Here is a 23,217-nt window from a genome sequence, read left to right as displayed (position 1 = left end):
AACTTACTCCTGAGGGCGATTGGCAGACTTGGTGATGCGGGCCGACACCGCGTCAAACTCAGACTTGTAAACGTTGGCTGCGCAGCCGTATTTGGCGGTGAAGTTCTCTTGTAGCACCGGAGTACATTTTTTCAGAAGTGCGTCGAGTTGGGCTGCCTGGCCTGCGGTTATGACTGGCTCTGGCGGAGGATCTTGAGGGCTGTTCGCACCTTGTCCGTCGTCGTCTTCATTGGTCATTACCACGTTGAAGATCATCATCGTCAGGTAGCGGCGGGCGTAGCTGAAGGTCGATCCGCTTGCGTGGACACCTGTTTTATTCACGCTGCCCTTGATGCCGACGGAGTCAATGGGAAGGTCGATGTGATACTGCTTGGTGTGGCCGCCTTCGTGCATGCAGTCGCAAACGGTGCGGATGTGGCCGACCAACGAGCTATCGGCGGTGCCGAACGACAAGGAAAAGCCGTAGGCGGTGTAAACCGGGGATATCTTCTTATCGATCGATTCAAGTGCCGCGTAGGAACTGCTGGTTTGCGTATTGATTTTGTCGCGGAATACCGGACCAATCTGAGCCTGGGCGCGGACCATTGCGGCATTGAAAGCTGCTGCTGCTGTGCGATCCGTATGGCGCTCGTACATCTCCATCATCTTCTGCATCTTGTCGGCATCAAATGCTGGGTCAGTCGCCGCGCGCTGAATCATTGTCAGCATCGCAGTAGATTCATTAGTGGCCACGGGGTTGGCTACCTGCTGGGTTTCGGCCTGTTCGGCCAACGCTAAATTGCTCATGGTGACCTCAGTATTGGATGGACATGGAAGGGATGAGGCCGCTCGCAACCAGCTTCACAGCGAGTCGCGCGCATTCTTCCGTCATGCCGTGCTGGATGAATGCTTCCTTGGCGGCTTTGTAGATCGCGCCAGGCCGTTTTGAACATACACGGCTGGAGCCGTCTCTTCGCTGATGTGGTCAATGGTGATTACTTGCTGTTGTGCGGACACGATGACTCCCTTGCCGCGATGCTCGCAGCTATTGAAGGTGTTGGTTATTGAGTGATTCGATCAGCGAGGGCGCCGAGCAACATCAGGAAGGTGAAGAATGCGAGTGCTATGGCAGACCCGCGCCAGAAGCAGTAGCGCTTGGCTCTTTGGTAGGAGGTCATGGCGCGACTCTCATTTCTGAGAGGATTTTGACGTAGGTCTTCCAGTGACTGCGCGGTCCCCATGAACAGCCAGCGGGCACAAGGTATGCGCATGGCTTGCCGCCGAACGACTCGCCGGAGTGGCGGGCTATGCGATATTGAGTGCCGTCCTTTTTGCGGATCAGCGTTTTCCCTTTGAGATGCACGATCTCTTCTGGCCATTCACCATCAACAAACCTGCGGAATACGTCGAGGCTCATTTAGCCACCTTGCAAGTCCAGCGGCCCGCACATTTGCAAGGCTGCTCGATCCATTTCACTTCGGCTAAAAGCAAGAAGCCTCGATTTCTCAAGGCTTCCACGATTCCTGTAAATGATCCGGCGATGATGGTCATGCGGCGGCCCTCTTGAGCTGCTGGTTGCGCTCGACGAACTTTGCGTCCAGCGCATCGCGGTAACGGTTGGCGGTGCGGGCATCGATCAGTCCAGCGAGCTCCGCCATTTCGATCATGCCCATGACGAAGGTTCGGTCTGGCACCGGGGTGCAGGACTTCTTCATCTTGGTGATTTCCAGGCCCAGGCGGGCGAGGGTGGTCGGGTTATTCATAGATCACCATCCACGTCGTCCTCGGCCGCTTCCCGCTCTGCTACCACCGCGTCGGCGGCGTATGGCCTGAGCAGGTCCATGGCGATCCGCTCGGCGGCTTCGATGGGCCGTGGCTGGCCGATCAAGTCAGCAGCGTGTCCGCGCGAATCCGCCTGGCTGCCAAGGATCGATGAAAGGAACAGGCGCGCTAACGAATCGCGCTCGTCTAGGCCGTCTACCTGGCGCTGATTCAGGATGCCTTGCAGGTAGGTGCAGTACCGGTCAAAGGTCACCACCTGCGGACGACCGAAGCGCCGCTTCCACTTGATGTCGACGCCGCACACCAACTGTTCCGCCGAGTGTTCCAGCCACTCCTGTTTCGGATTCGCCTCGCTGATCTCTGGAGGCAACTGAGCGTCGAAACGCTCTTGGCAAATATTCAATGCTGCGTTCATGGTCGCCTCCAAGGTGGCGTTATTCGGTGGGCGGGGCAGGGAGTGGCTGCCAATGGGTGGGGCTATGCATTTCCCCAGCATCCGGCGGCGTGCGCTCATCGTCTTCCTCGTCGACGTATCCGTAGAAAACGGCATCGTGATAAGTCGACGGGGCGACGTAGCGGCGTCCGAATGTGTTCGCATATTGAAAGCCGGTGCAGATGACTTGCTGGCCCTCTTCCGGCAGCCTGTCTTCAACCTTGATCCAATCGCTCATGGCGACCTCCAGTGTTTGGGGTTAGGCGGTAGCCTTGGCGATTACAGCTTCTGCATCAGCGAGGGCGGCGTGGTACTTGTCGAGGCGAGCAGCGCCGAGCTTTGCCAAGCCCACCAGGTTGCTCAGGCTTTCCAGCAACTGCGGCGCGGCGACGATCAGTTTGGCATCTGACTCGGTCGCTACAAGGTCGCCTTGGTAGTGCGGACCGACGCCTGGGGCGCCCAGCGAAAGCCAAATAGAGCCATCTTTACGGACGCCGTAGTTCCACGGCCCAGGCGTGTGTTTGGTTTCCATGACTCTCTCCATTCGTTGATTCGCCCGTTTAGGCGGCTAACATCTGATTCATCAGTTCGGCGTAAGCGCTGAGTGCTTCTTCGCGGGTATCACCGAATGCGTAGTTGGATGACGATTGCAGGTCTTCAAACCCTTCGCCAACTACGCACCACGCGCTTCCATCCTTCATCATGCGGATGGCCCACCAAGGCTTCTGGAATCCGTCAGTGCGGCAGGTGTTGCACGCCCAGGTGCCGCCGTAGACAAAGCCGGTCTGCTTGCACTGGCCGTGCGGGAATGGGTGGATGAAGTAGATCTGGCCCGCTCGGATCATGTCGTCGGCTTTGTCCCAGCCCTGACCACGATCAAAGCTCGCCGGGCCATCAGCCGTGGCGTTGCGCTCAACACCGTGCACTCGGGAATTGAAGCCGCCGAGAAAGTTGCCGCTGAGCAAGCTTGCGTCGAAGATTTGATCTGCCATCCGGATACGGTTCGTTTGCTGTTTCATGGTCAACTCCAATTGTTGGTTCACCTGCATTCGTCAACACTCACGACTCCCGCTGGTTGCCGATGGGCGCGGGGGGAGTGCTGACGGGTAAAGGCGAGGGTGCAGGCGCCGAGCGCTACCTCGGGCGCTTCTGGTCTGGCCACGGACACCCGTGGCCCCAGGAATCGCCTGCATGAAAAGCAATAAACGAATTACTGAATGAATCTGCGGACGGGGCGGACACGGAGCTCGTAGCTCTTGCAGTAGTCGTACTGACTGCCATCAACGAAGTGCATGCTGAATGCGAAGTAGGCTGAGCGCTGCGAACTCGACCACACCCAGCCGCTCAACTTGCCATTCAGGTTCAGCCAGATTTCGTACAGTTCGGCGGCGGCCGGCAGGTAGAAATCGCCATGCCCTTCGGCGATGTGTTCGTATGCGGCAATTGCTGCTGGATATTCGCCGTCAGCGTTAACCAGTGCTTCGGTGTTGGCCTGGCCGTCAATCAGGCTGGTGGCCGGCGACTCATCGCCATACTGACCCCACTCGGCACGGGCCAGCTCTTCACCCAGGATCAGGTGGTAGCCCTCGGCGCCGTTGCGAGCCGGCATGAAGCCGGCGTAGATACCGCCCTGACCAGGCCACACAGCGCCGATTTCAGGGATGGTGATTTGTTCTTGCTCTGCTGCTTGCATGGTTGATTCCTCGTCGGCGGTTTTCTGCATTGGCTCTGCGTCTTCACCATCTAGTGGCGCCGGAGGCAAGCCCTACCCGGACTCAAGACGCAGACCGATACAGCCTGCGCTTCGGCACGCAGGTGGCCGGGCAGTTAACGACAGGCTGTCGTGGCGCTGGTTGTTCGTTCAAACGCTCTCTTCCGGGCGGAGTATTCGATTCCCCTCTTTGCGCAGGGTTAAAATTCTCTGACCGGCCGCTGTTATTCGATAATTTCCCTCATCCTCGACAATAAGCATTCTCTTCACTAGGCCGGTTATTGTCCGGCCCGAGAACTCTTCAAGTAATGCGTGGTCGCCGCCGTCCGCGGTGATCAGCTTTAGGGCCTTTAGTTGCCATGCGCTAAGCGTCCATGACTCTTCCTTTGGCATCCTCATGCTTATTTTCATGCTGCATGACTCTTCTCATGATTTCCCGTCAGGCCCTCTTGCGAAGGCCTGCCAGTGAAATCTGCGGTGTCCGGCGTAACCGCTATCTCCCATTTGGTAGGGAATTTCCCGCCAATACATCTGGCCCGCCCCCAGCTATTTTCCTCAAGCTGGCTTGGAAATCTTTCTCTCCAGCCGCGGGCCTTTCGGCTTGTTCTCCCGCTGGATAACTGTTCTTGGCGCTTTACGCTGCACGCCCGGGTCAGTTGCCAACCCTCTGAACCGTTTAGGCCGGTTCATCGCTGCCTTTGAATCTGGGCCGGTGGTGATCCGGCAAGGGGTGTAACCAAAGAGCGGCGGGCTGTGAGGCCCTGGCGAGCCCCTGTTGGGTGACTCGATGGGCCTAGTAAACAACACGTTTATAAACACGTCAACACTATTTGTTTATTTGTGTTTATCGCAGGCACAAAAAATCCCGCTCAACGGCGGGCAGCAGGTCGATCACAAGTCGGAAGGTCGTACTATTCAGCGCAGGTCGATGCCTGCGAGGGGGAGGGGGCGATGCAGGGATGGCGGATACAAGAAGCCCGGCGCTGGGCCGGGCTTAGTTGTGGTATGGCTACTGATTTTGCTTGGTTGTATGCGCGGATGCTCCGGCTACACCAGGACCGAATACCAAAAAACCCTTCCAAGAACGACCAGCTCGTTCTCCATCATCTGCTGGGCTGTGTACTCTTCGTCGGGATGCTCGTCACGGTTATAGCTGCGCAGGCGCAAGCCACCCATCGGCATCCTATAAAGAATCTTCACCCGAAGCTGGCCGCCATGGTTCAGCGCGTACATTTTCCCATCAATGACGGATGTTGATCCCTGGTCAACTCCTACCGTGCTGCCGTTCGGCAAAACTGGCTCCATGCTGTTCCCGCTGACGGTTACGCAGACCGCCTCGCTAGGCTGAACATTCTGGCGCCGCATAGTCATCTTCCCAAATCGAAGTCTTTGCTTGTGGGATTGCTCGACGACCGTCCTGCCGCTACCGGCTGATAACTCCACCTCCTTTAAAAAAGGCACGTACACCTCATCATTTTCAAGTGGAGTGTCGTCATCCCAAACATCGAAAGGGCCGTCCAGGGATGCGTTCGAGTCGGCGGCAGGAGGAACTGGAGCGTCAGATCGGCCAGACGGGTCAGGCTCCCCGTGAGTTAGCCAGTGCTGATCCACAAATAGCTTTAGTGCGGCCTGATAAATAGCGCGCGCAGGAAGCCCCCGGTTAAACCAGTTATTTAAAGTCTGCGGTGAAACCTCAAGGGTTTCAGCGACCTGCTTTGCGGTAATGCCTTGCTCGGCCATAAACCGCCGTAGCCGGTCGCCAGAATGTTCATTAGTCATAAACACAGAGTTTACCGGGGTTGTGTTGTTTATTAAATAAACGTATCGTTGACTGGTGTTTACTCGCCGACGGCGGAATTGTTTATGAAACCCACACCTCTTGAGCGCGCAATCCTTGCGGCCGGATCGGGCAAAGCCCTTGCCGAGCTTCTTGGCGTGACCCCTATGGCGGTCTCCTACTGGAAGGTCAGGGGTGTTCCCGCACGTCAGGCACTTCCTATCGAAAAAGCTACTGGCATCTCCCGCCATGAGCTTCGGCCTGATTTATATCCGGTCGAATCCCTTTCTGCCGCTTAACCACCTTGCATGCATTCAACAACGGAGCCTCACCAATGGCATATGACGATCCAACCCACAAACGCAGCGCTGTGATCAAGGCGCGCTACACCCCGGAAGATTTGCGCTACCTGCGCATGGAGGCAAAGCAGGCGGGCATGCAGCTCGCCACTTATATCCACGAGCTTTCAATGATCGCGCGCCGTTTAGGTGCCGCCCAACTGATCCGAGAGATGAATGCCTGCGCACAGGATAAATCAGCTTAAGACCCCTATGGAGGGCCTATGCCTGAAAGAACCTTCGACTTACTGGAAGAAGGGGCTCAGGCCGAGGTTAGACAGCTAAGTGTCGAGCTCGGATGGAGCCTTGAGCACGCGACGAAAGAATACCTGCGTGCAGGTAGATCACTCGCGATCCAGGCCCAGATGGAGCAGATGAAGCGCAAAGCGCCTCTGCTTTCACTGGTTGAACACAAAAAGGGCCTCGAAAGGGCCGAAAAAGGAGGGACTGATGAATCAATTGATCCTTAAACACAAATCGGAGGCACAAAAAAGCCAGGTTCGTGGCCTGGCTTCTTGTGCAGCACATACAACTAATGTCTGGAGCGAATAATGCCTATTCCCCAATCAGTCGTCAACACCAACGAATCCGCGCCACGTTTTCTGAAATCGCAAAACGTGGCGCGGACAATGTCATCCGTAGAAATATCCAAGCTGACCAAGAAGCGTCACGACAACGTGAAGCGGCTCATTGAAGACTTGGCCCAGGGTGGATTGGTCCGCCCTCAATCTGAGGATGAATGGTCCACGGACAAACTGGGCCGTCCTCGCGCCACCAGGATCTATAACGTTGGCGAGCGTGACAGCTACGTCATCGTCGCCCAACTCTCGCCAGAGTTCACCGGCAAGTTGGTTGATCGCTGGCAGTACCTTGAAAAACAGGCTCAAAAGCCCGAGCTGCCCGCCAGCGTGAAGGTCGTCGGGGAGCTGGCGATCATGGAGTGCTTCACCAGACTTCTGAAGCCGGCGCCATCAAGCCAAATGATGATGCTGACCAAGATCGCGCAAAACAACGGCCTCGACCCTGAATTCCTCCCTGGCTATGCCATTGACGCCGCTCCAGACGCTACCGGCGGATCTTCGATGGAAACAAAGCCCATCACCGACCTCATCAAAGAAAACGGGGTAGCCAGCACAGCCACGGCCTTCAACCGCTTGTTGGCCGCCAACGGCTTTATCAAAAAGTGCCAGCGCAACAGCACCAAGCGCGGCGTCGTCGACTTCTGGTCGGTGACTGATAAGGGCCTTCGATACGGCAAGAACCTGACCAGCCCCAACAACCCCCGCGAGACCGCGCCGCATTGGTACGTCGATCGCTTCCTTGAGCTTGCCAAGCTTATTGGCAAAGGACGTCCATGATGGCCCGATCCAGAAACATCAAACCGGGGTTCTTCTCGAACGAACACCTGGCCGAGCTCGACTTTGCCACTCGTTTACTCTTCATTGGCATGTGGACCGAGGCTGATCGGGAAGGGCGCCTGGAAGATCGTCCGCGCCGCCTGAAAATGGCCCTATTCCCTGCTGACAACGTAGACATCGAGTTCATGCTGAATGGCCTGGAGTCGTATGGCTTTATTCGCCGCTATGTCGCCAATGGCTGCCGAGCAATCCAGATTGTGAGCTGGGCAAAGCACCAAAACCCTCACGTCAAAGAGGCTCAAAGCACCATTCCTGCTGAGGTTTTCGAACCTGCACCGGACTGGTATGAGGAAAGCACCGGGCAAGCACCAGACAAGCACAGTTCTTTCCCGGCTGATTCCCTCTCTCTTGATTCCCTCTCTCTTGATTCCCTCTCTTCTGATTCCGGATTCCAGATTCCCGATCTTCCGATCGAAGATCAAAATCTCTTGCCGGTCGCTTCCGCTCAGGCGGCGTCGAACGTGAAGGTTTTGAAACCCAAAGCTCCACGGCAGAAGACCGACGCCCAGATCGCCAACGCCAACACCTGGGATGCCTACACGATTGCCTATCTCGAGCGCTATGGCGTCGAGCCGGTACGCAACGCGAAAGTGAATGCCCAGGTTGCCCAGCTTGTTCAACGCCTTGGGGCTGAAGAGGCGCCGCAGGTCGCGATGTTCTACGTGACCATCAACGACTCGTTCTTCATCCGCAGCTCTCACGAACTGGGCCTGCTGGTCTCGCGCGCCGAGGGCATCCGCACGCAGTGGCTCACAGGGCGCCAGGTCAACGCCGTGACCGCCCGCCAGATGGAGAACACCCAGGCAAACATCAGCGCCGCCCAGGAAGCCAGTCGCAGCATTTTGGAAGGAGGGAATAGCAATGCTTTCCTACGCCGAAACCGCTGAGCTGAGCATGGCGATCTGCGCCACTGCTGAAACCCTTGGGCAAACGCTGAGCGCTCCAGCCGCAAAGCTGATGGCTGAAGACCTGGCAGAGCATCCAATGGACGTGATCGCCAACGCCCTTTGGGCCTGCCGCCGCGAGCTGACTGGAAAGCTGACCCTGGCCTCAATCCTTCAGCGCGTCCAGGCCGCCGACGGCCGCCCCGGGAAGGACGAAGCCTGGGCCATCGCCATGACCACGAACGATGAGTTCGAGACCGTGGTGCTGACCGACGAAATTCAGTTGGCCCTGGCCGCTGCGAAACCCGTGCTCGATGCCGGCGACAAGATCGGCGCCAGGATGGCCTTCATCAGCGCGTATGAGCGGTTTGTCTGCCAATCCCGAGAGGATGCCAAGCCTGTGAACTGGCACGTCTCGGTGGGCTTTGACGCAAGCCGTCGCATTCAAGCCGTAACCAAGGCCATGGAGCTGAAGCGAATCCCCCGCGAGCACGGCCAGAAGTACCTGGCTGACCTGAGCGTTGCCCCGGTCACCGAGGACGGCCGCGCCATTGCTGGATTGCTCACCGGCACCGTCACCCAGCCAAAGCCGGTGCTGCGCGCAAAGCTCGAGATCGTGAAGAACTCGATGCTGGAAATGCGCAGGGCCAGCGAAGAACGGAAGCTCGAAATGCGGATTGAAGCAGCCAACGAATTGGCGGATCGCCGCGCACTACTGATCAAGCAAGCCCAGGAATTGGAGCAACGGACATGAGCGACATCTGCGATGACGCCGACGTAGTAATCGAAGAGGCCCTGAATCGGTCCCTATCCCAGATCCCTCGCTACACCGGAATAAGCGCCACAGAGTGCGTGGAGTGCGGTGATGTGATTCCGGAAGGCCGTCGGGTGGCTATTCCGGGGGTGACGCTGTGCGCTCCGTGCAAGGCGCTGGCCGACGTGCGGAAGCAGGGGGTGCGCCGTGGGTGATCATTCTGAGCTGAAGCGGCTGGCTGGCTGCGTGCTGACGGATCTCCGTTTCTGTGGCGACGAAAACCACAAGGCTCTTGCTGATGGCGTCCGGGCCCTGATCGCCGAGAACGAGCGCGTCAAAGCTCGTCTTTGCGTGTGCCGAGACTGCGGTGGCCAGGGCGAAGTCTATTCCGGTCACAGTTCCTACCAGGGTCACAACCAGCCGCCAGAACCTGACATGGACGTGTGCGGCACCTGCGGCGGGGATGGCGTTCTTGGGCCGCTGGAGGATTTCGAAGCGCTGGCTGCCGAGCGCGACCAGCTCAAGGCCGAGAGCGACCGGCTTACGTCCATGCTGAAATCTTGGCGCGACCAAGCCGAAGAGAACAACGTTTCCGCCAACCAGCTCCGCGCCGAAATCGCCGGCCTCAAGACCGGCTACGAAGCCTACGAGCGGGTGAATGCTGAGCTGAAGGCTGAGGTGGGGGCGCTGCGCAAGGATGCTGATTCTCGTATTGAGTGGGCCAAAGAAGCCTCTGCAGAGATTGATCGGCTTCAGGGTATCGAAGCGGAGTGCGGGACGCTGCGTGACGATCTTGAGCAGAACCAATACGACGCCAACGCTTGGCGAAATGGCGAAGAGTCGGTCTGGATCGAGGTCTTTCACAGCGAAGGCGATGATCCGTTCATAAGCGCTATCAGCGGTCAGATTACCGTTGAGCAGTTGGCCCTGATCCAGGCTGAGATCCTTGAATATCGGGATGACTATTTCGAGAAGGGCTCGGGGCTTTACGTTTTCAGGTGTGGCCACTGCCAGGCTCATTACGACAACGTGGGCATGACTGAGCCGGCGCACTGGGAGACTGACTTCGAGTCGTACAGCCCTTTCCCGTGGGAAGAAGAGGCCGCCGCCCTGGGCCAGGGAGAGCAGTCATGACCAGCCTCCAGATCCGCAACGAATCAGACCGCAACAAGGCTATTGGTTACATCGCCGGCCTGGACCTGGCCAAGCCAAAGAAGCTGACCATCGTCGAGATCCGCAGTAAGCGCAGTGACGCACAGAACAAGATGCTGTGGATGTGGAACGGACTGATCCAGTCGCACCTGCGCGATTCCTTCGGCCAGCTCGCAAGCTCAGAAGAGTGGCACGAGATCCTGGTATCGAAGCTGTGGCCTGCCGAGGTTCATCCGGTTCAGTTACCGGACGGCACCCAGTACCGCGTGGGCCGCGCCAAGACTCGCAAGTTCACCATTGCCGAGATGACCGAGTACCTGGAGCGCCTGGACGCGTACTGCGCCGAACACCTGCAGCTCTTGCTCCCTCATCCCGACGACCTGATGTACGCCATCTACGGCGAAAGGAGAGCCGCATGATCTGGCTTATCGCACTGATCCTCGCCATGGGTGGCCAGCCGTTCGCCGCGGTAATGCTCTGCTTGATCGCTGCCGTAATGGAGGTTCGCTGATGCTCGCCGCCAAGCAACCCAAGCCCAAGACCTGCAAGAACCCAGCATGCAGGGCCTCATTCGTCCCACAGCGCCTCGGGCAGGCGGTGTGCAGTCCGAAGTGCGGCCTGGACATCAAGGAAGTGAACCAGGAGAAGGCGCACAATTCGCTGGATCAGGTTGGGCGCGCCGAGATCCGTGTCCGCAAGGAGAAGCTGAAGAGCAGGGCGGATCATGCCAAGGATACTCAGCAGGCTTTCAACGAGTGGGTTCGCCTGCGTGACGCCGATCTGCCTTGCGTGAGCTGTGGTCGCCACCATGACGGCCAATATCACGCTGGGCACTATCGGACCGTTGCGGCAAACCCAGCCATCAGATTCGAACCGCTGAATGTCCACAAACAATGCGCCCCATGCAACAACCACAAATCAGGCGACATCGTGAACTACCGCATTGAGCTGGTTAGGCGGATCGGCATCGAGGCTGTGGAATGGCTTGAGGGGCCGCATGAGCCCAAGAAGTACACCGTCGAGCAACTGAAGGCGATCACCGCCGAGTACCGGGCAAAAACCAAAGAACTGAAGAGGGCGGCAGCATGAAGATCAACTCAGCGCGCCAGGCGTGGCATGACTGCAAATACAACCCGGCCCCCGGCCAGACCTCTGACGTTGTGCAATTGGGCGTGGTGGTGCAGAACACCGAGCGTGGCCCTACGGCGAATCAAGCAGTCCACGGCGCCCTGGCAGGGCATATCCAGTCGGCAATCGCTCGGCTACACCCGCAGATCCGAGTCTTCGGCGACTTCATGTACGCCGCCGAGCAGAGCGACGACATCCGCGAGGCAGCGGAGGAGGTGGTATTCCTGTTGGTGCAGAGCAAGTCACCACGCATGACGGCGGCCAAGCGGGAGAAGCTGGAGTATGTGGTGAAGGGCGTCATGCGCCGGTACCAGTACATGCACCAGGGCGGCCAGTCGGCCAACGAAGATCCGTTCGCCAATCCCGAGAAGTTCAGGGAGTGGATGTGGCAGTTCTACGGTGTGCGCCTGGAGTCATGCAACTGGGAGCGGGATTGGGGTGGAGTGCTACAACTGATCTTCGATTGCTGCGAGGATCTAGACCGTCGAGCACTCAGCCCGGTGGCGGCGGTAATTTACGAAATGCGCGAGGCCGCATGAGGGCCTATTGCGTTCCCGTGCGGCTCATGGCATGATTTCGCCACTGTTAGAGTTTTGCCTTCGGCAACTTACTCGCTGAACCAATAAACCCGGCCATCGCGTCGGGTTTTTTATTGCTCAAAATTCACTGCGGCCAGGGCAGCCCTCGGGAGGCCTGGACGCTGATAAGCCGGTAGTGCAGCGCTACGGAAAAACACCGGCAGCCCGTGCGCCCTGACCTAACACGCTTTCAGGGTGGCGCGAGACAGGCGCGGCGAGATCGATGCACTTGGGTGTCGACGCCGTGATGGTCTTTGGCTGGCAGCGTGGGAAGACACGCAATTGCGGGTAGCGCAGGTCGCTAGACAGCCTTCCAAGCTTTCGATCAGGGTTCGATTCCCTGTATCCGCTCCAATTCCAACTATGGCAAAAACTGCCATAGTTCATTTCGAGGCCTCGCCACTGTGCGGGGATTTGTCGTTTTCGGCCCCGCCAAACCCTTCGCTCTGATCTGGGAGTGCCGCCGGGGCTGATCTATTCGCCGCTGCTCCCCAGCGTTTGGTCGCCACCTGACGGCCCTTTTATTCAATCATGCAACTGAGAGGTCGAGCGCATGGAATTCCTGCATCGCTTGCTCGACAAGGCCGACCTGATCCTTGCCGGGGTAGTCGGCGCCATCATCGCGAGCTGGTGGAGCAAGGACGACCTCAAGGATCTCTGGTCCTGGGTCATCTTCCTGCTGACGGGTATTGCCTGCGCCCTGTACTTGACGGGCATTGTTTGCGACCGCCTGGCTGTGACTGATCCCAGCAATGTTGCCGGTGTTGGGTTCCTTCTTGGGGCGTTCGGTGGGTCACTCCTGACCGCCATCAACCGGGCCATCAAAGCCGCCGACATCTGGGCGCTTATCCGCTCGAAGCTCGGAGGGGGTTAATCCATGAGCCTTCAAACATTGAGCACGGCTTTCGTCTCCATCATCGCCATATGGGCGACCTGGTGCGTACTGAGCCACAAGGTGAGAGACGGTATTGTCGGCAAGATCATTTACGCGGCGATCGCCGTGTCCGGGTTTGCGATTGCTACCCGGGGCGAGACTGTATTCCTCAGCCCAAGCGCTGCCGGCGTCACCTTCCACGGAGCGCTCGCATTGGCTGGCCTAAGACACTGGTTCGTCGCCAACCACTGGCCGCGCGTCAAGGGCTGGCTGTGCCGGTATCTGCACTGTGAGCAATGCCTGAACAACCTTGAGCAGTCAGAGCGCCAGGCAGGTGAGAGGTGAAAGCCGTCCTCGCCAGCATCATCCACACCATTCTCCCCGCATGGATTGCGAAACTCTTCGTAGAGGCTCCAGTCATGTCCGAATTGCCAGTTGAAGTACAGGCCGCCATTGCGTCGTCGGCTCCGGTCGTTGTGGTTCCTGAGGCTGCAGCACCTGTTGCCCAGGTAAGCGAGCCTGCACCCGTCGCCGCCCCAGCGCCCGACCTGATCGCCAAGCTCGAAACCATCCTGTCCGCCCTCGGCCATGAGCTCCCAGTGTTCTGGGATGAGGCTGTAGCGTTGGCGAAGAAGGCTCTGTAATCGAATGATCATTGAATGACGTTCGAACGACGTTGAATGAGTCGTTGTGAAAACCAACCCCATGAATGAGGCTGACTATGGCCCTATGCGGCGCATCCAAGCGCGGCAACGGGGAACCATGCAAGCGTCACGCAATACCGGGTTCCTCTCGCTGCAAGCTACACGGCGGCAAGAGTTCGGGCCCCAAAGAACAGCGGGGCAACAAGAACGCCGCTCATCCTGGCTCCATCTACAGCAAGTTCTTGACTGATGAGGAAGCCGAACTTCTGCCAAGCATTGAGCTTGGTTCGGTCGACGATGAATTGCGCCTGACTCGGATCAGGCTGATGCGCACGCTGGCTCAAGAGGCTGAGCGTGGTGATACGGCAGAGCTTGAGGCTCGCGTTGAGCGTGAAGGCGCCGGCGAGTACCAAGCCAAGACCGGAGAGAAGTTCAAGGTGCGCGACTACGCCGGGCTGATTGATCGCCTGACAGCTCGCATTGAATCGCTGGAGACTCGTCGTTCGTACTTGATGACCCAGAACCAAGAGCGCGCATTGCGCGGCCTTGAACTGGCTGACAAGGAGCGTGAGCACGGCAAGTCGGGTGGCGGTCCTGTCACTGGAATCGCGGTAAGGGTGGTCACCAATGGCGCGTGAAATCGAGATGGTGATGACCGCGCCGCAGTCTGAGTTCTTCCTGAAAACCTGCAAGTATCCGGCGTTCGTCGGCGGCTTCGGCACGGGGAAGACTGAGACCCTGGCCAACTGCGCTATTCGTGACGGCTTCGAAGCATCGACCGGCATGATTGCCCTCTATGAGCCGACCTACGACCTGGTGCGCCTGATCCTGGCGCCCCGGATCGAAGAGAAGCTCACCGACTACGGCATCCGGTACAAGTACAACAAGCAAGAGAACATCATTTACTGCAGCTCGGGCGGTTGTGCCGACTTCGTGCTGCGGACACTGGACAACCCGGCCCGGATCGTTGGCTATGAGTCGTACTGCGCTCATGTGGACGAACTGGACACGCTAAAGCGCGATCACGCTGCCGACGCATGGCGCAAGATCATTGCGCGTAACAGGCAGCGTCCCAAGGGCGTCCAGAACCCATTCAACCGCGTGAGCGTATACACGACACCAGAAGGCTTTCGTTTCGTTTACGAGACATGGAAGCGTGACGCCAAGCCGGGGTACGAGATTGTCCAGGCGCCGACGCGCACCAATCCGTTCCTGCCGCCCGACTATATCGACAGCCTGCGTGCCAGTTACCCGCCGCAGTTGATCGAGGCTTACCTCGAGGGCGAGTTCGTCAACCTGACATCTGGCGCTGTGTACCCCGAGTTCTCCCGGGTGCTGAACCACGTCGACACCAATGTGCAGCCTGGCGAGCCGATCCACGTCGGCATCGACTTCAACGTCAACAACATGGCCGGGATCATCTACGTCATGCGAGATGGTGCGCTGCACGCGGCTGACGAGATGGTCAAGGTGCGCGACACTCCTGAGCTGGCCCGCATGATCCGCGAGCGTTACCTGCTCCAGGGCCACCACGTCACGGTCTACCCGGACGCCAGCGGCCAGAACACCAGCAGCAAGGGCGCGTCAGTCTCTGACCTATCCATCCTGCAGCAGGCCGGCTTCACGATCCGTGCAAACAGCGTCAACCCACGGGTCAAGGACCGGGTGAACGCCGTCAACGCCCAGATCCTCAGCGGGACCGGCGTTCGCCGCCTCAAGGTCAACACCAGCAAGTGCCCAGCGCTCACTGAGTGCCTGGAGCAGCAGCCCTACAACGATCACGGCGAGCCAGACAAGACAACCGGCCACGACCACGCATGTGACGCAGCCGGCTACCCGATTGCGTTCCTGTTCCCGGTCTGCAAGCCAGTCGCAACCCACGGCGCTCACGTGCCCCACATGAGCCGATAGCATGGACTTCAAGACACTCAAGGCCACATACCCGGCTGACCCTGACTATCCGGCGCGCACCGCTGACATCCTGGCGCTTAACCGCGTGATGGATGGCACGATGTATGACGAGCTTGAATATGCGTTCTCGATGGAGAAGAACAACGCCGGGGAATACATCTCGCTGTCTCAGCGGCGTCCTTCGGCGCGCACCAGGCTCTGCCCAACCGTAGTTGGCGATTCGGTGTCGCTTCTGTTCTCCGAGGGCCATTTCCCGGCTGTCGACTGCACGGACGAGCAAACGCGCGATACACTGACACGGATCATCAAGGGGTCGATGCTCAACCAGGTCATGATCGAGGCTGCGATGAGCGGCTCTGTCGGGTCGGTGGCTGTCCTGATGCGCGTCCTCAGTGATCGCGTGTTCTTTTCGGTGATGTCGTCGGCCTACCTGACGCCGTTCTGGAAGGCTGACGCGCCAGACACGCTGGAAATGGTAACCGAGCGCTTCAAGGTGAAAGGCGACGTGCTGAAAGGCATGGGCTACCCCGTCGAAGAGAAGGAAATTTACTGGTTCCAGCGCGACTGGACCTCGACCGAAGAGGTTTGGTACGCCCCGCTAGCCGTCAGCAAGGCCAAGGAAGGCGATAAGCCCTCCAGGGATGAAACCAAAACCGTCAGTCACAAGCTGGGCTTCGTCCCGCTTGTCTGGGTGCGAAATCTGCCCGGCGGTGATGATATCGACGGCAAGCCTACCTTTCCGGTTGAGGCTATCGACGTACAAATTGAGTCCGATTACCTGCTTTCCCAGGGTGGCCGGGCGCTCAAGTATCAGTCTGACCCGACCCTGCACATCAAAGAGCCTGCGCTCGGCGGTAATGGCGCGGTCATCAAAGGCGCCGCTAACGCCATCGTTACCGACAAGGATGGCGATGCAAAGCTGCTGGAGATCAGCGGTGACGCTGCGGGCGCGGTGATGGAGTGGGTCAAAGGGTTGCGAGAGATCGCGCTTGAAGGCGCGGGTGGTAACCGCTCCAACGCTGACAAGCTGAGCGCCGCCCAATCCGGTCGCGCCATGGAGCTGATGAATCAGTCCCTGATCTGGCTGGCCGACAAGCTGCGCATCAGCTACGGCGAAGGCGCACTGCTCGAACTGTTGAACATGATCGTCAAGGCCTCGCTGGTCTTCACTCTGGTCGACAAGAAGGGCAGGCCGCTTGGGAATCTCTCCGAAAAAGAGGACATCTCGCTGCGCTGGCCACAGTGGTACGCCCCAACCTACGCAGACAAGCAAACCCAGGCCGCGACACTTGATGTGTTGAGGCTTGCAGGCCTGCTGTCGCAAGAGACAGCCGTGAAGTCGATGGCTCCCTCTTACGACATCGCAGACCCGGCGGATGAAATCCGGCTCATTAAGGCCGGCGGGCCGCCGCCAAACCAGCCTGTGCCGAAAGAGCCGACACCAGCTCCTGATTCAAACGATTAACCCCACAGCCTCGATGAATCGGGGCTTTTTTATACCCGGAGACGACAGATGTCAGCTCGCGACAAGCCGCACGCGCCAAATTTCCAGGATTACCCGGAACAGCTCAGCAAAGAGAGCGGCTTTCCCGGTGTGATCTGTCTCTTCCGCGAGGCAGACGGGACCGTCAGCTTCGCAGGGCATGGCGTCAATAACATGGAGGCCAACGACATGCTGTCGATTGGCATCTTCATCAACCTGGACCAGCACTACCGCAACATTGCGGCGGGCCTGGCTGGCGATGAAGCGAAGCGCCGTGGTGAAGAGATCAAACAACTGAATGGGGTGCGTAATGTGGTGGCTTAAATATTATTCCGGGGCGCGTTTTCAAAAGGACACTGATGACGGTGGTGAGCCGGGCAGTATCAGGTCTGAACCGCAGACTTTCTCGCGCGAATACGTCAGCGAGCTGCGCGCAGAAAACAAAGGTCTTCGCCTGAAAAACCAGGAGCTGACCGGCAAAGTGGATTCGTTCGAAGCCACCAAAGCCGACGCCATCAAGGTGGCTGTCGAGGCTGCCGTAGTGGCGGCCAAAGCCGAAGCCACGACTGAGGTCCAGGCCGAAGCCGATAAGCGCGTCTTGCTGGCCGAGCTGAAAAGCGAAGCGGTCAAGGCGGGCATGGTTGACGTCGACGGCCTGAAGCTGGCCGATCTGTCCTCTGTAACCCTCAAGGACGGCAAGCTGGAAGGCGCTGAAGCGCTTTTCACTGGCCTGAAAGAGTCGAAGCCGTACCTGTTCGGCAAGCCGCCGACCAGCAGCAGCAACCCGCAAACACCGCCTTCTCCTGTTCCGCCTGTGGCCAAGAAGGTCGCAGAGATGGACGACAAGGAATATGCCGTGGCCAAGGCCGCAGCACTGAAGGCATAACCGCTTGATTCACCCACCGGGGCCAGACGCCCAAGGGGTAAGACACTATCGAACCCTTAGGAGTTTTGCCCCATGGCAATTAATAATTTCCCGGCTGCTCTCCAGCCAATCATTCAGCAAGGCTTTTTGGAGCGCGAATTCCAGGCCGGTATCCATTCCCGCCTCGGCTTCCGCGCCATCGCTGATCGCGAAGAAATCCCGAACAAGGTCGGTGAGACCGTCACCAAGACCCGTCGCGGCCTGAAAGCGCCGGTCACCACCCCGCTGAACCCTACCACCAACACCAACCTGGACAACGGCCTGACCCCGTCCGGCTGGACCGTTGAGCAGTACACCCTGTCGATGAACATGTACGGCGACACGATCGACCTGAACATGGTTACTCAGGGCGTGGGTATCGCGAAGCAGTTCATGGAAAACGCCAACGTCAACGGAGTGCAGTCGGCTCAGTCCCTGGACCGCCTGGCGCGCAACGCGCTGTTCAGTTCGTACCTTGGCGGTAACACCCGCGTTCGTACCACTCTGGGCGCGCCGGCTCTGACCCTGGCTGTCGATGACATCCGTGGCTTCCAGTACGTGCTGGCCAACGGCGTGATGGTGCCTGTATCCGTCGGCACCCCGATGACTGTCACCGTAGGCGCAGGCGTTTACACCCTGACCGGCGTTGTGGCTGATGGTTCGAACGTTTCGACCGCGCCAATCGGCGTATCCGGCGTTCTGACCTTCAGTGCAAACGTCAGCGTGTCCGACGGCACTGCGGGCAATGGCGTAATTTCCAGTGTTGGCCCAAGCGTGCTGCGCGCCTCCAACCGCGCGAGCACCTCCAGCCTGATCGCTACCGACCTGCTGACCATGCAGACCGTGCTGTCTGCCGTGGCCCGCCTGCGCACCAACAACGTGCCGACCATCAACGGTCTGTACAACGCCTACCTGGATGACAACCACCTGCTGGAGCTGTTCCAGGACGGTGACTTCAAACTGCTGTATCGCGGCGCCTACGGCTCCGAGACCTACAAGCAGGGTCAGATCATCGAGTTGCTCGGCGTGCGCTTCATCACCACCACCGAGGCTTACCAGCAGACGCTGGGCGGCGTGCCTATTCGTCGCGCCATTGTGTGCGGCCAGGGCGCTCTGGTTGAAGGTGACTTCGCAAGCGTCGGCTACAGCGATGTGGGCGATGGCGACAGCCTGAAAGTCATGGTTGACGACATCTGCATGGTGACCCGTGAGCCGCTCGACCGCCTGCAACAAATCATCGCCCAGTCCTGGTACTGGATCGGTGGCTTTGCAGTGCCGACCGATGCGACCGCCAACCCAACCATCATCCCGACCGCGAGCAACAGCTACTTCAAGCGCGCCGTTGTGATCGAGTCCGCCTAATCAAGCGCCGGGGTGAAAGCCCCGGCCACTGGAGAGAATCATGGGTCGAAAAAAAGACGACGCGCCGCCCGAGTCGGTTGTGCTCTCTGCGCCGTATGCGTTCATTGACGACACCGGCGCTACCCGTGCGTGGAGCCCGGGCGTAACCGTCACCGATGCAGAAGACATTGCACTGCTGATCGGCCGCAAAGCCCCGCTGGATGGCATCGAATACGAGGACTGAACCATGGCCTTCACGGACGCAGAAAAGACAGATATTCGGCGATTCTGCGGGTTCCCTCTGTTTGGCGGAGTGCCGACACAGGCATTCGGTCACCGGTTCTACCAGCAGTACGGCACGCTTGAGTTCCGCCTGAACAACATGCAGCCCTCGGAAGAGGCGGTGATCCGGGTTACATACCTGGCAAATCTCTACCTTCTTGAGACTGATGTGATCAGCGCCCGGGAAAACCTGGATACAGATCAGGCGGCGGTGTGGGTTCACAACAAGAACGAGCAGCGTGATCGTGATCGCCTGTTTGACTCGTGGAGTCGCCGCCTTTGCGGCTTCCTCGGCATTCCCCCTGGCCCAGCCTTGGGTGATGGCGGCCTGACCCTGGTGGTGTGACATGGACGGCACAAAGCTTCAGGCCAAGATTTACAAAGGGTACGGGCAGGCAGCCAAGCGTATCGGTTTCGACTACCAGCAATTTCGCGCCACGAGCGCCAGTAACCCGCTGTCGTCAACCGCTTTGCAGACGCTGCCTGCGTCGTTCACCACGAATTTCAGCTACTCCGCTCCGAACAAGTACGGCCAGGCCACTTGGCTTGGGCTGTTCGACGCACGCCCGTTTGAGGTTGGCGACTTTCTCGTCGGCCGGCAGGGCACGTTCTTCGTCGCCGCCATGCAGGACACGCTGCCGATCTACTGCGTTCAGGCGAATCGCGTTGTGAGCGTGCTGCGCGATCACCAGGATCAAAGCGTTGGTCTTGGCGCCTACTCAGGCGGCACTCGGGCGACTGAGGTGTCGCTCATGCAGGGCTGGCCAGCCAGCATCCTGCAGGGCACGAAGGGCGAAACGAACGACGCCAAGCTGCCGCTGGACGTGAAAACGCCGTGGTGGCTGATCCTCATGCCGGCCTATCCAGGCATCGTTTTGCGCACCAGCGACGTGATCCGGTGCGAGCTTGGCCGGAAATACGTGATTTCGAGCGCTGAACTGACCGATATGGGCTGGCGCATCACCGCAATGCAGGCGCAGGTGTGACGATGGATACAGGAGGCGCGTTTCGCGATCACCTTCAGTCCAGTCCGGCAGCCTGCGCATTCCGAAAGTCGTGGAATGGCGAGGCCTACATTCGCTACAGCGGCCTTGGTCTGACTATTCACCGCCGGCATGACCCTGAAAGCTATCCCTATGCCTTCAGCTTCGAAGATTTCACCGCTGAAGACTGGGAGTTGGCGTAATGGCGAGCCTTACCGACGTACTGAAGCAGGTCGCGGCCCAGATTGCGGCCATCGTCTACCCGAACGGAACGGGGCAGCCAAGCATTGCCGGGTTCCCGATTCGGGTTTACCCGGGTTGGCCTGTGCCCGAACAGCTTGAGGCTGACCTGGCGGCAGGGAAAGCGCACATCAGCATTTACTCGCACGGCAAGGACCGCAGCACGACCCGTTACCTGGGTCGCTCGTGGATTCCGCTGACGGCACCGGTCCACACGCTGGTCATGACCGTCGCAGGGTCGCTTGTGACCCTCTCCGGCACGATCAGCGCCCAGAACATCATGATCAACCTGAACGGCACCAGCTATGTCTATGCCGTGCAGCAGTCGGACACGCTCACGAGCGCAGCTACAGCGCTTGCGTATCTGATCCCGGGCGCGACTAGCTCCGGACCGGTCATCACGCTCACGGGAGCCTCCAGCGTCTTTGCGAGGGTCGGAGGCTTCGGCACGGCCTACAAGGAAACGAAGCGCCAGGAGCAGTCGGTGCAGGTCATCGTCTGGGCCAACAGCCCGGCAGCGCGTGACGCGGTAGTGAGCCCGCTCGACTCGGCCCTGTCCGACAGCAACAACATCTCGTTCATTGACGGCTCATTCGGTGTCATCCGCTCCAGCGGCTCGCTGATGACCGACCAGCTCCAGAAGGCCGACCTGTACCGGGTCGACCTGTTCTACATGATCGATTACGCAACAACGCAGACCATGCAGGCTGCCGAGATCATTGCCCCAGGGGCCAATATCTCGACAACGCCCGCTGGAGCACCCGCAACCACTCGAAACCCTTGAGGCCCAAAAATGGACTCCGATATTCCAGATAGCACCGCGGTTGCCACTCCAGCACCTGCACCGGCCTCAAAGGCCAAGACATCCCCGTTCAGCCTCACCGTCAAGTTTGCCTTTGCCGACTATCACGTAGGCCAAGTGCTGACTGATCCTGATGAAGTCGCTGCCGTACTGGCTGGCGAGTGCGTCGGTAACGTCCTGAAAGTCGCCAACGCCTAACAGGCAAACCCATACACAAAAAGCCGCCCACTGAGGCGGCTTTTTCATTAGGAGAGAGCCATGCCCATCTACCAGGCAGGCAGTTTGAACCAAACGGCGCTGACGGCTCCAGACTTGTACGTCGGGATCGTTCCGCCAAAGACTCGCTACATCAACGGCATTGCAACCGATGTGCTCGGCATCGTCGGGATTGCTGACTGGGGCCCAGTCAACAGCGCAGTCTTGATCGGATCGGCAAGCGACCTGACCCAGAAATTCGGCACGCCAAGCGTTCGCAAATACGACTTGTGCACTGCGATTTCGGTCTCCATTCAGGTGGGCGCCGCTAACATTCGTGCGGTCCGCGTCACTGACGGTACCGACACCGCCGCCACAGCAACCCTGAAGGACACTGCAGTCGCCACCGGCGTGACGCTGACCGCTTATTACACCGGCATCACTGGGAATCAGCTTAGCGCTACCCTTTCTGCTGGCACTGCCGCTTCAAGCTGGAAGCTCGTCGTTTCTCTGCCGGGCTTGACGCCTGAAGTGTTCGACAACATCACCGGCACCGGTCTGGCGCTGTGGCAGAACATCGTCAACGCCGTGAATAACGGTCAGTCCGGCATGCGCGGCCCATCCCAGTTGGTGATCGCCACTGTAGGCGTCTCTGTAGTTGCTCCCGCTACCACCCAGACCGTCGCCTTCACTACTGGCACATCTGGCAACACCACTATCACTGACTCCGTCCTCGTTGGCGTCGACGGCGTGGTGGGTACTGGCCGCAAAGGCATGTATGCATTGCGTAGCAGCAATGCTCAGGTTGCCAACCTGGTTGACGTGACCGACGCAACCCAGTGGCCAACCATGGCGACCTATGGCTTGCAGGAAGGCTGCTATATGGTCACCCAGGGGCCGGCCGGCGCCTCGTACTCGACCGTATCGGCCAGCCTGACGACCGCTGGCGTCGACAACTACTGCATGAAAGTGATGGTTGGGGACTGGGATTACTGGGCAGACCAGCTCAACGCTCAGAACCGCATGCTTGCCCCTGCAACATTTGCCGCCGCCAAGCTTGCAGCTTTGAACCCAAGCCTAAGCATCCTGAACAAGCAAATCGGCAATATCGTGTCTACCCAGCGCAACCTGACAAACCAGGCCTACAGCGGTGCGGAAATCGGCGCGATCAACACGGCTCGCCTGGACGTCATCACCAACCCATGCCCGGGCGGCAGCTACTTCGGCGGCAGATCGGGGCTGAACACCTCCAGCAACTCAGCCACCAACGGTGACAACTACACCCGCATGACCAACTACCTCGCCCTGACCATCGCGGCCAACTTCGGCAGCGTAGTCGGCAAGTTGCAGACAGTTGATCAGCGCCGAGAAGCGAAGAACACCATGTCTTCCTGGCTTCAGGGTTTGAAAGACGCCGGGATGATCGGCGACGTCAACGGCGGCGCGGCATTTTCGGTGCAGCTCGATTCCGGAAACAACTCGGATGCACAGGTAGCGCTCGGCTACGAAACGGCCGACGTTCAAGTCAAGTACCTGTCGGTTATCCGCTTCTTCCTGGTCAACCTGGAAGGCGGGCAGTCCGTGTCGGTCACTGTTTCCAACACCCCGCGCGCTTAAGCGCCCA

38 protein-coding genes and 1 tRNA gene are annotated in these 23,217 nt (G+C 59.0%); 28 read left to right on the top strand and 11 right to left on the bottom strand.

The features are described 5' to 3' along the window. Window positions 1-3 precede the first annotated feature (3 nt). The 11 genes from ACS5Q8_RS22805 to ACS5Q8_RS22755 all read right to left on the bottom strand — a co-directional run bounded on the left by ACS5Q8_RS22805 (window position 4) and on the right by ACS5Q8_RS22755 (window position 5,684). The gene (locus ACS5Q8_RS22805) at window positions 4-786 is read right to left on the bottom strand and encodes an ERF family protein (RefSeq protein WP_310170895.1); all 783 of its coding nucleotides are present in this window, start codon (window positions 784-786) and stop codon (window positions 4-6) included. 367 nt (window positions 787-1,153) lie between these two features. Next, window positions 1,154-1,396 (bottom strand): hypothetical protein, encoded by a 243-nt coding sequence (locus ACS5Q8_RS22800; RefSeq protein WP_443700878.1) that lies wholly within the window; start codon window positions 1,394-1,396, stop codon window positions 1,154-1,156. After that, window positions 1,393-1,530 carry a hypothetical protein gene (locus tag ACS5Q8_RS22795; RefSeq protein ID WP_443700879.1) on the bottom strand — a complete coding sequence of 46 codons (138 nt, stop codon included), beginning with the start codon at window positions 1,528-1,530 and terminating at the stop codon, window positions 1,393-1,395. Before ACS5Q8_RS22795 ends, ACS5Q8_RS22800 begins: the two co-directional genes overlap by 4 nt. Beyond that, the gene (locus tag ACS5Q8_RS22790) at window positions 1,527-1,742 is read right to left on the bottom strand and encodes a hypothetical protein (protein ID WP_443700880.1); all 216 of its coding nucleotides are present in this window, start codon (window positions 1,740-1,742) and stop codon (window positions 1,527-1,529) included. Before ACS5Q8_RS22790 ends, ACS5Q8_RS22795 begins: the two co-directional genes overlap by 4 nt. Continuing rightward, window positions 1,739-2,176 carry a hypothetical protein gene (locus ACS5Q8_RS22785; protein ID WP_465159460.1) on the bottom strand — a complete coding sequence of 146 codons (438 nt, stop codon included), beginning with the start codon at window positions 2,174-2,176 and terminating at the stop codon, window positions 1,739-1,741. The genes ACS5Q8_RS22790 and ACS5Q8_RS22785 overlap by 4 nt, the downstream gene beginning before the upstream one ends. A 19-nt stretch (window positions 2,177-2,195) precedes the next feature. Then, complete coding sequence (locus tag ACS5Q8_RS22780; RefSeq protein WP_465159459.1) at window positions 2,196-2,432, bottom strand: DUF551 domain-containing protein; 237 nt, start codon at window positions 2,430-2,432, stop codon at window positions 2,196-2,198. A gap of 21 nt (window positions 2,433-2,453) precedes the next feature. Further along, window positions 2,454-2,726, bottom strand: a complete 273-nt coding sequence (locus ACS5Q8_RS22775) for an XkdD/Y8K6 family phage-associated protein (protein WP_443693959.1) — start codon at window positions 2,724-2,726, stop codon at window positions 2,454-2,456. A 28-nt stretch (window positions 2,727-2,754) separates the two neighbouring features. Continuing rightward, complete coding sequence (locus ACS5Q8_RS22770; protein ID WP_443693960.1) at window positions 2,755-3,213, bottom strand: hypothetical protein; 459 nt, start codon at window positions 3,211-3,213, stop codon at window positions 2,755-2,757. Window positions 3,214-3,404: 191 nt separating this feature from the next. Further along, window positions 3,405-3,887 (bottom strand): Lcl C-terminal domain-containing protein, encoded by a 483-nt coding sequence (locus ACS5Q8_RS22765; protein ID WP_465159458.1) that lies wholly within the window; start codon window positions 3,885-3,887, stop codon window positions 3,405-3,407. Between the two features lie 168 nt (window positions 3,888-4,055). Next, window positions 4,056-4,316 (bottom strand): hypothetical protein, encoded by a 261-nt coding sequence (locus ACS5Q8_RS22760; RefSeq protein ID WP_465159457.1) that lies wholly within the window; start codon window positions 4,314-4,316, stop codon window positions 4,056-4,058. 636 nt (window positions 4,317-4,952) lie between these two features. Next, window positions 4,953-5,684, bottom strand: coding sequence for a LexA family transcriptional regulator (locus tag ACS5Q8_RS22755; protein ID WP_465159456.1), 732 nt, complete (start codon window positions 5,682-5,684; stop codon window positions 4,953-4,955). Between the two features lie 84 nt (window positions 5,685-5,768). On the opposite strand from ACS5Q8_RS22755, the gene ACS5Q8_RS22750 reads away from it, so the two are divergent. The 28 genes from ACS5Q8_RS22750 (at window position 5,769) to ACS5Q8_RS22615 (ending at window position 23,210) form a co-directional block, all read left to right on the top strand. Then, a complete protein-coding gene (locus tag ACS5Q8_RS22750) occupies window positions 5,769-5,981 on the top strand; it encodes a transcriptional regulator (RefSeq protein WP_010568092.1) in 213 nt (70 codons plus the stop codon). A gap of 35 nt (window positions 5,982-6,016) precedes the next feature. Then, entirely contained in the window at window positions 6,017-6,226 is a 210-nt protein-coding gene (locus tag ACS5Q8_RS22745; RefSeq protein ID WP_465159455.1) for a hypothetical protein, read from the top strand. A gap of 18 nt (window positions 6,227-6,244) precedes the next feature. Then, window positions 6,245-6,490 (top strand): hypothetical protein, encoded by a 246-nt coding sequence (locus ACS5Q8_RS22740; protein WP_465159454.1) that lies wholly within the window; start codon window positions 6,245-6,247, stop codon window positions 6,488-6,490. Window positions 6,491-6,571: 81 nt separating this feature from the next. Beyond that, window positions 6,572-7,378 (top strand): Rha family transcriptional regulator, encoded by an 807-nt coding sequence (locus tag ACS5Q8_RS22735; protein ID WP_465159453.1) that lies wholly within the window; start codon window positions 6,572-6,574, stop codon window positions 7,376-7,378. Further along, the gene (locus ACS5Q8_RS22730) at window positions 7,378-8,325 is read left to right on the top strand and encodes a hypothetical protein (protein WP_465159452.1); all 948 of its coding nucleotides are present in this window, start codon (window positions 7,378-7,380) and stop codon (window positions 8,323-8,325) included. The genes ACS5Q8_RS22735 and ACS5Q8_RS22730 overlap by 1 nt, the downstream gene beginning before the upstream one ends. Next, a complete protein-coding gene (locus ACS5Q8_RS22725; RefSeq protein WP_465159451.1) occupies window positions 8,300-9,076 on the top strand; it encodes a hypothetical protein in 777 nt (258 codons plus the stop codon). Before ACS5Q8_RS22730 ends, ACS5Q8_RS22725 begins: the two co-directional genes overlap by 26 nt. Continuing rightward, window positions 9,073-9,291: a TraR/DksA C4-type zinc finger protein gene (locus ACS5Q8_RS22720; protein ID WP_465159450.1), complete on the top strand. Its 219-nt coding sequence runs from the start codon at window positions 9,073-9,075 to the stop codon at window positions 9,289-9,291. The genes ACS5Q8_RS22725 and ACS5Q8_RS22720 overlap by 4 nt, the downstream gene beginning before the upstream one ends. After that, window positions 9,284-10,210 carry a hypothetical protein gene (locus ACS5Q8_RS22715; RefSeq protein ID WP_465159449.1) on the top strand — a complete coding sequence of 309 codons (927 nt, stop codon included), beginning with the start codon at window positions 9,284-9,286 and terminating at the stop codon, window positions 10,208-10,210. The genes ACS5Q8_RS22720 and ACS5Q8_RS22715 overlap by 8 nt, the downstream gene beginning before the upstream one ends. Next, window positions 10,207-10,647 carry a recombination protein NinB gene (locus tag ACS5Q8_RS22710; protein ID WP_465159448.1) on the top strand — a complete coding sequence of 147 codons (441 nt, stop codon included), beginning with the start codon at window positions 10,207-10,209 and terminating at the stop codon, window positions 10,645-10,647. Before ACS5Q8_RS22715 ends, ACS5Q8_RS22710 begins: the two co-directional genes overlap by 4 nt. A gap of 91 nt (window positions 10,648-10,738) precedes the next feature. Next, complete coding sequence (locus tag ACS5Q8_RS22705; RefSeq protein WP_465159447.1) at window positions 10,739-11,317, top strand: recombination protein NinG; 579 nt, start codon at window positions 10,739-10,741, stop codon at window positions 11,315-11,317. Beyond that, window positions 11,314-11,895, top strand: a complete 582-nt coding sequence (locus ACS5Q8_RS22700; RefSeq protein WP_465159446.1) for a hypothetical protein — start codon at window positions 11,314-11,316, stop codon at window positions 11,893-11,895. Before ACS5Q8_RS22705 ends, ACS5Q8_RS22700 begins: the two co-directional genes overlap by 4 nt. Before the next feature lie 323 nt (window positions 11,896-12,218). Next, window positions 12,219-12,288, top strand: a tRNA-OTHER gene (locus ACS5Q8_RS22695). Between the two features lie 199 nt (window positions 12,289-12,487). Then, on the top strand, window positions 12,488-12,808 hold the full coding sequence (locus ACS5Q8_RS22690; protein WP_108524306.1) for an MFS transporter: 321 nt from the start codon (window positions 12,488-12,490) through the stop codon (window positions 12,806-12,808). A gap of 3 nt (window positions 12,809-12,811) precedes the next feature. Further along, window positions 12,812-13,153: a hypothetical protein gene (locus ACS5Q8_RS22685; RefSeq protein ID WP_465159445.1), complete on the top strand. Its 342-nt coding sequence runs from the start codon at window positions 12,812-12,814 to the stop codon at window positions 13,151-13,153. Beyond that, the gene (locus ACS5Q8_RS22680) at window positions 13,150-13,452 is read left to right on the top strand and encodes a hypothetical protein (RefSeq protein ID WP_465159444.1); all 303 of its coding nucleotides are present in this window, start codon (window positions 13,150-13,152) and stop codon (window positions 13,450-13,452) included. Before ACS5Q8_RS22685 ends, ACS5Q8_RS22680 begins: the two co-directional genes overlap by 4 nt. 77 nt (window positions 13,453-13,529) lie before the next feature. After that, window positions 13,530-14,090 carry an HGGxSTG domain-containing protein gene (locus ACS5Q8_RS22675; protein WP_465159443.1) on the top strand — a complete coding sequence of 187 codons (561 nt, stop codon included), beginning with the start codon at window positions 13,530-13,532 and terminating at the stop codon, window positions 14,088-14,090. Beyond that, window positions 14,080-15,363, top strand: coding sequence for a terminase large subunit domain-containing protein (locus ACS5Q8_RS22670; protein WP_465159442.1), 1,284 nt, complete (start codon window positions 14,080-14,082; stop codon window positions 15,361-15,363). The genes ACS5Q8_RS22675 and ACS5Q8_RS22670 overlap by 11 nt, the downstream gene beginning before the upstream one ends. A gap of 1 nt (window position 15,364) precedes the next feature. After that, entirely contained in the window at window positions 15,365-16,828 is a 1,464-nt protein-coding gene (locus ACS5Q8_RS22665; RefSeq protein WP_465159441.1) for a phage portal protein, read from the top strand. A gap of 48 nt (window positions 16,829-16,876) precedes the next feature. Beyond that, entirely contained in the window at window positions 16,877-17,170 is a 294-nt protein-coding gene (locus tag ACS5Q8_RS22660; protein ID WP_465159440.1) for a hypothetical protein, read from the top strand. Continuing rightward, window positions 17,157-17,732 (top strand): phage scaffolding protein, encoded by a 576-nt coding sequence (locus ACS5Q8_RS22655; RefSeq protein ID WP_465159439.1) that lies wholly within the window; start codon window positions 17,157-17,159, stop codon window positions 17,730-17,732. Before ACS5Q8_RS22660 ends, ACS5Q8_RS22655 begins: the two co-directional genes overlap by 14 nt. Window positions 17,733-17,804: 72 nt before the next feature. Continuing rightward, window positions 17,805-19,112 (top strand): major capsid protein, encoded by a 1,308-nt coding sequence (locus ACS5Q8_RS22650; RefSeq protein WP_449102527.1) that lies wholly within the window; start codon window positions 17,805-17,807, stop codon window positions 19,110-19,112. 40 nt (window positions 19,113-19,152) lie between these two features. After that, complete coding sequence (locus ACS5Q8_RS22645; RefSeq protein WP_465159438.1) at window positions 19,153-19,335, top strand: hypothetical protein; 183 nt, start codon at window positions 19,153-19,155, stop codon at window positions 19,333-19,335. A 3-nt stretch (window positions 19,336-19,338) separates the two neighbouring features. Beyond that, window positions 19,339-19,719, top strand: coding sequence for a hypothetical protein (locus ACS5Q8_RS22640; protein WP_108524314.1), 381 nt, complete (start codon window positions 19,339-19,341; stop codon window positions 19,717-19,719). A 1-nt stretch (window position 19,720) separates the two neighbouring features. Further along, a complete protein-coding gene (locus ACS5Q8_RS22635) occupies window positions 19,721-20,359 on the top strand; it encodes a hypothetical protein (RefSeq protein ID WP_465159437.1) in 639 nt (212 codons plus the stop codon). Window positions 20,360-20,361: 2 nt separating this feature from the next. After that, the gene (locus ACS5Q8_RS22630) at window positions 20,362-20,559 is read left to right on the top strand and encodes a hypothetical protein (RefSeq protein WP_465159436.1); all 198 of its coding nucleotides are present in this window, start codon (window positions 20,362-20,364) and stop codon (window positions 20,557-20,559) included. After that, window positions 20,559-21,380 (top strand): hypothetical protein, encoded by an 822-nt coding sequence (locus ACS5Q8_RS22625; protein WP_465159435.1) that lies wholly within the window; start codon window positions 20,559-20,561, stop codon window positions 21,378-21,380. Before ACS5Q8_RS22630 ends, ACS5Q8_RS22625 begins: the two co-directional genes overlap by 1 nt. Window positions 21,381-21,389: 9 nt before the next feature. After that, window positions 21,390-21,596 (top strand): hypothetical protein, encoded by a 207-nt coding sequence (locus ACS5Q8_RS22620; RefSeq protein WP_465159434.1) that lies wholly within the window; start codon window positions 21,390-21,392, stop codon window positions 21,594-21,596. Window positions 21,597-21,656: 60 nt separating this feature from the next. Then, complete coding sequence (locus ACS5Q8_RS22615) at window positions 21,657-23,210, top strand: phage tail protein (protein WP_465159433.1); 1,554 nt, start codon at window positions 21,657-21,659, stop codon at window positions 23,208-23,210. The last annotated feature ends 7 nt before the right edge of the window (window positions 23,211-23,217 follow it).

The organism is Pseudomonas sp. PAMC25584, from assembly GCF_058135675.1.
The sequence above is the reverse complement of the archived record's forward strand: the minus strand, read 5'-3'. Positions and strand labels throughout refer to the sequence as shown.

Bases quoted from the DNA above. Each gene is read 5' to 3' on its own strand.
- ACS5Q8_RS22805 (WP_310170895.1), bottom strand. From the start codon at position 786: ATGAGCAATTTAGCGTTGGCCGAACAGGCCGAAACCCAGCAGGTAGCC.
- ACS5Q8_RS22800 (WP_443700878.1), bottom strand. From the start codon at position 1,396: ATGAGCCTCGACGTATTCCGCAGGTTTGTTGATGGTGAATGGCCAGAA.
- ACS5Q8_RS22795 (WP_443700879.1), bottom strand. From the start codon at position 1,530: ATGACCATCATCGCCGGATCATTTACAGGAATCGTGGAAGCCTTGAGA.
- ACS5Q8_RS22790 (WP_443700880.1), bottom strand. From the start codon at position 1,742: ATGAATAACCCGACCACCCTCGCCCGCCTGGGCCTGGAAATCACCAAG.
- ACS5Q8_RS22785 (WP_465159460.1), bottom strand. From the start codon at position 2,176: ATGAACGCAGCATTGAATATTTGCCAAGAGCGTTTCGACGCTCAGTTG.
- ACS5Q8_RS22780 (WP_465159459.1), bottom strand. From the start codon at position 2,432: ATGAGCGATTGGATCAAGGTTGAAGACAGGCTGCCGGAAGAGGGCCAG.
- ACS5Q8_RS22775 (WP_443693959.1), bottom strand. From the start codon at position 2,726: ATGGAAACCAAACACACGCCTGGGCCGTGGAACTACGGCGTCCGTAAA.
- ACS5Q8_RS22770 (WP_443693960.1), bottom strand. From the start codon at position 3,213: ATGAAACAGCAAACGAACCGTATCCGGATGGCAGATCAAATCTTCGAC.
- ACS5Q8_RS22765 (WP_465159458.1), bottom strand. From the start codon at position 3,887: ATGCAAGCAGCAGAGCAAGAACAAATCACCATCCCTGAAATCGGCGCT.
- ACS5Q8_RS22760 (WP_465159457.1), bottom strand. From the start codon at position 4,316: ATGAAAATAAGCATGAGGATGCCAAAGGAAGAGTCATGGACGCTTAGC.
- ACS5Q8_RS22755 (WP_465159456.1), bottom strand. From the start codon at position 5,684: ATGACTAATGAACATTCTGGCGACCGGCTACGGCGGTTTATGGCCGAG.
- ACS5Q8_RS22750 (WP_010568092.1), top strand. From the start codon at position 5,769: ATGAAACCCACACCTCTTGAGCGCGCAATCCTTGCGGCCGGATCGGGC.
- ACS5Q8_RS22745 (WP_465159455.1), top strand. From the start codon at position 6,017: ATGGCATATGACGATCCAACCCACAAACGCAGCGCTGTGATCAAGGCG.
- ACS5Q8_RS22740 (WP_465159454.1), top strand. From the start codon at position 6,245: ATGCCTGAAAGAACCTTCGACTTACTGGAAGAAGGGGCTCAGGCCGAG.
- ACS5Q8_RS22735 (WP_465159453.1), top strand. From the start codon at position 6,572: ATGCCTATTCCCCAATCAGTCGTCAACACCAACGAATCCGCGCCACGT.
- ACS5Q8_RS22730 (WP_465159452.1), top strand. From the start codon at position 7,378: ATGGCCCGATCCAGAAACATCAAACCGGGGTTCTTCTCGAACGAACAC.
- ACS5Q8_RS22725 (WP_465159451.1), top strand. From the start codon at position 8,300: ATGCTTTCCTACGCCGAAACCGCTGAGCTGAGCATGGCGATCTGCGCC.
- ACS5Q8_RS22720 (WP_465159450.1), top strand. From the start codon at position 9,073: ATGAGCGACATCTGCGATGACGCCGACGTAGTAATCGAAGAGGCCCTG.
- ACS5Q8_RS22710 (WP_465159448.1), top strand. From the start codon at position 10,207: ATGACCAGCCTCCAGATCCGCAACGAATCAGACCGCAACAAGGCTATT.
- ACS5Q8_RS22705 (WP_465159447.1), top strand. From the start codon at position 10,739: ATGCTCGCCGCCAAGCAACCCAAGCCCAAGACCTGCAAGAACCCAGCA.
- ACS5Q8_RS22700 (WP_465159446.1), top strand. From the start codon at position 11,314: ATGAAGATCAACTCAGCGCGCCAGGCGTGGCATGACTGCAAATACAAC.
- ACS5Q8_RS22690 (WP_108524306.1), top strand. From the start codon at position 12,488: ATGGAATTCCTGCATCGCTTGCTCGACAAGGCCGACCTGATCCTTGCC.
- ACS5Q8_RS22685 (WP_465159445.1), top strand. From the start codon at position 12,812: ATGAGCCTTCAAACATTGAGCACGGCTTTCGTCTCCATCATCGCCATA.
- ACS5Q8_RS22675 (WP_465159443.1), top strand. From the start codon at position 13,530: ATGGCCCTATGCGGCGCATCCAAGCGCGGCAACGGGGAACCATGCAAG.
- ACS5Q8_RS22670 (WP_465159442.1), top strand. From the start codon at position 14,080: ATGGCGCGTGAAATCGAGATGGTGATGACCGCGCCGCAGTCTGAGTTC.
- ACS5Q8_RS22665 (WP_465159441.1), top strand. From the start codon at position 15,365: ATGGACTTCAAGACACTCAAGGCCACATACCCGGCTGACCCTGACTAT.
- ACS5Q8_RS22660 (WP_465159440.1), top strand. From the start codon at position 16,877: ATGTCAGCTCGCGACAAGCCGCACGCGCCAAATTTCCAGGATTACCCG.
- ACS5Q8_RS22655 (WP_465159439.1), top strand. From the start codon at position 17,157: ATGTGGTGGCTTAAATATTATTCCGGGGCGCGTTTTCAAAAGGACACT.
- ACS5Q8_RS22650 (WP_449102527.1), top strand. From the start codon at position 17,805: ATGGCAATTAATAATTTCCCGGCTGCTCTCCAGCCAATCATTCAGCAA.
- ACS5Q8_RS22645 (WP_465159438.1), top strand. From the start codon at position 19,153: ATGGGTCGAAAAAAAGACGACGCGCCGCCCGAGTCGGTTGTGCTCTCT.
- ACS5Q8_RS22640 (WP_108524314.1), top strand. From the start codon at position 19,339: ATGGCCTTCACGGACGCAGAAAAGACAGATATTCGGCGATTCTGCGGG.
- ACS5Q8_RS22635 (WP_465159437.1), top strand. From the start codon at position 19,721: ATGGACGGCACAAAGCTTCAGGCCAAGATTTACAAAGGGTACGGGCAG.
- ACS5Q8_RS22630 (WP_465159436.1), top strand. From the start codon at position 20,362: ATGGATACAGGAGGCGCGTTTCGCGATCACCTTCAGTCCAGTCCGGCA.
- ACS5Q8_RS22625 (WP_465159435.1), top strand. From the start codon at position 20,559: ATGGCGAGCCTTACCGACGTACTGAAGCAGGTCGCGGCCCAGATTGCG.
- ACS5Q8_RS22620 (WP_465159434.1), top strand. From the start codon at position 21,390: ATGGACTCCGATATTCCAGATAGCACCGCGGTTGCCACTCCAGCACCT.
- ACS5Q8_RS22615 (WP_465159433.1), top strand. From the start codon at position 21,657: ATGCCCATCTACCAGGCAGGCAGTTTGAACCAAACGGCGCTGACGGCT.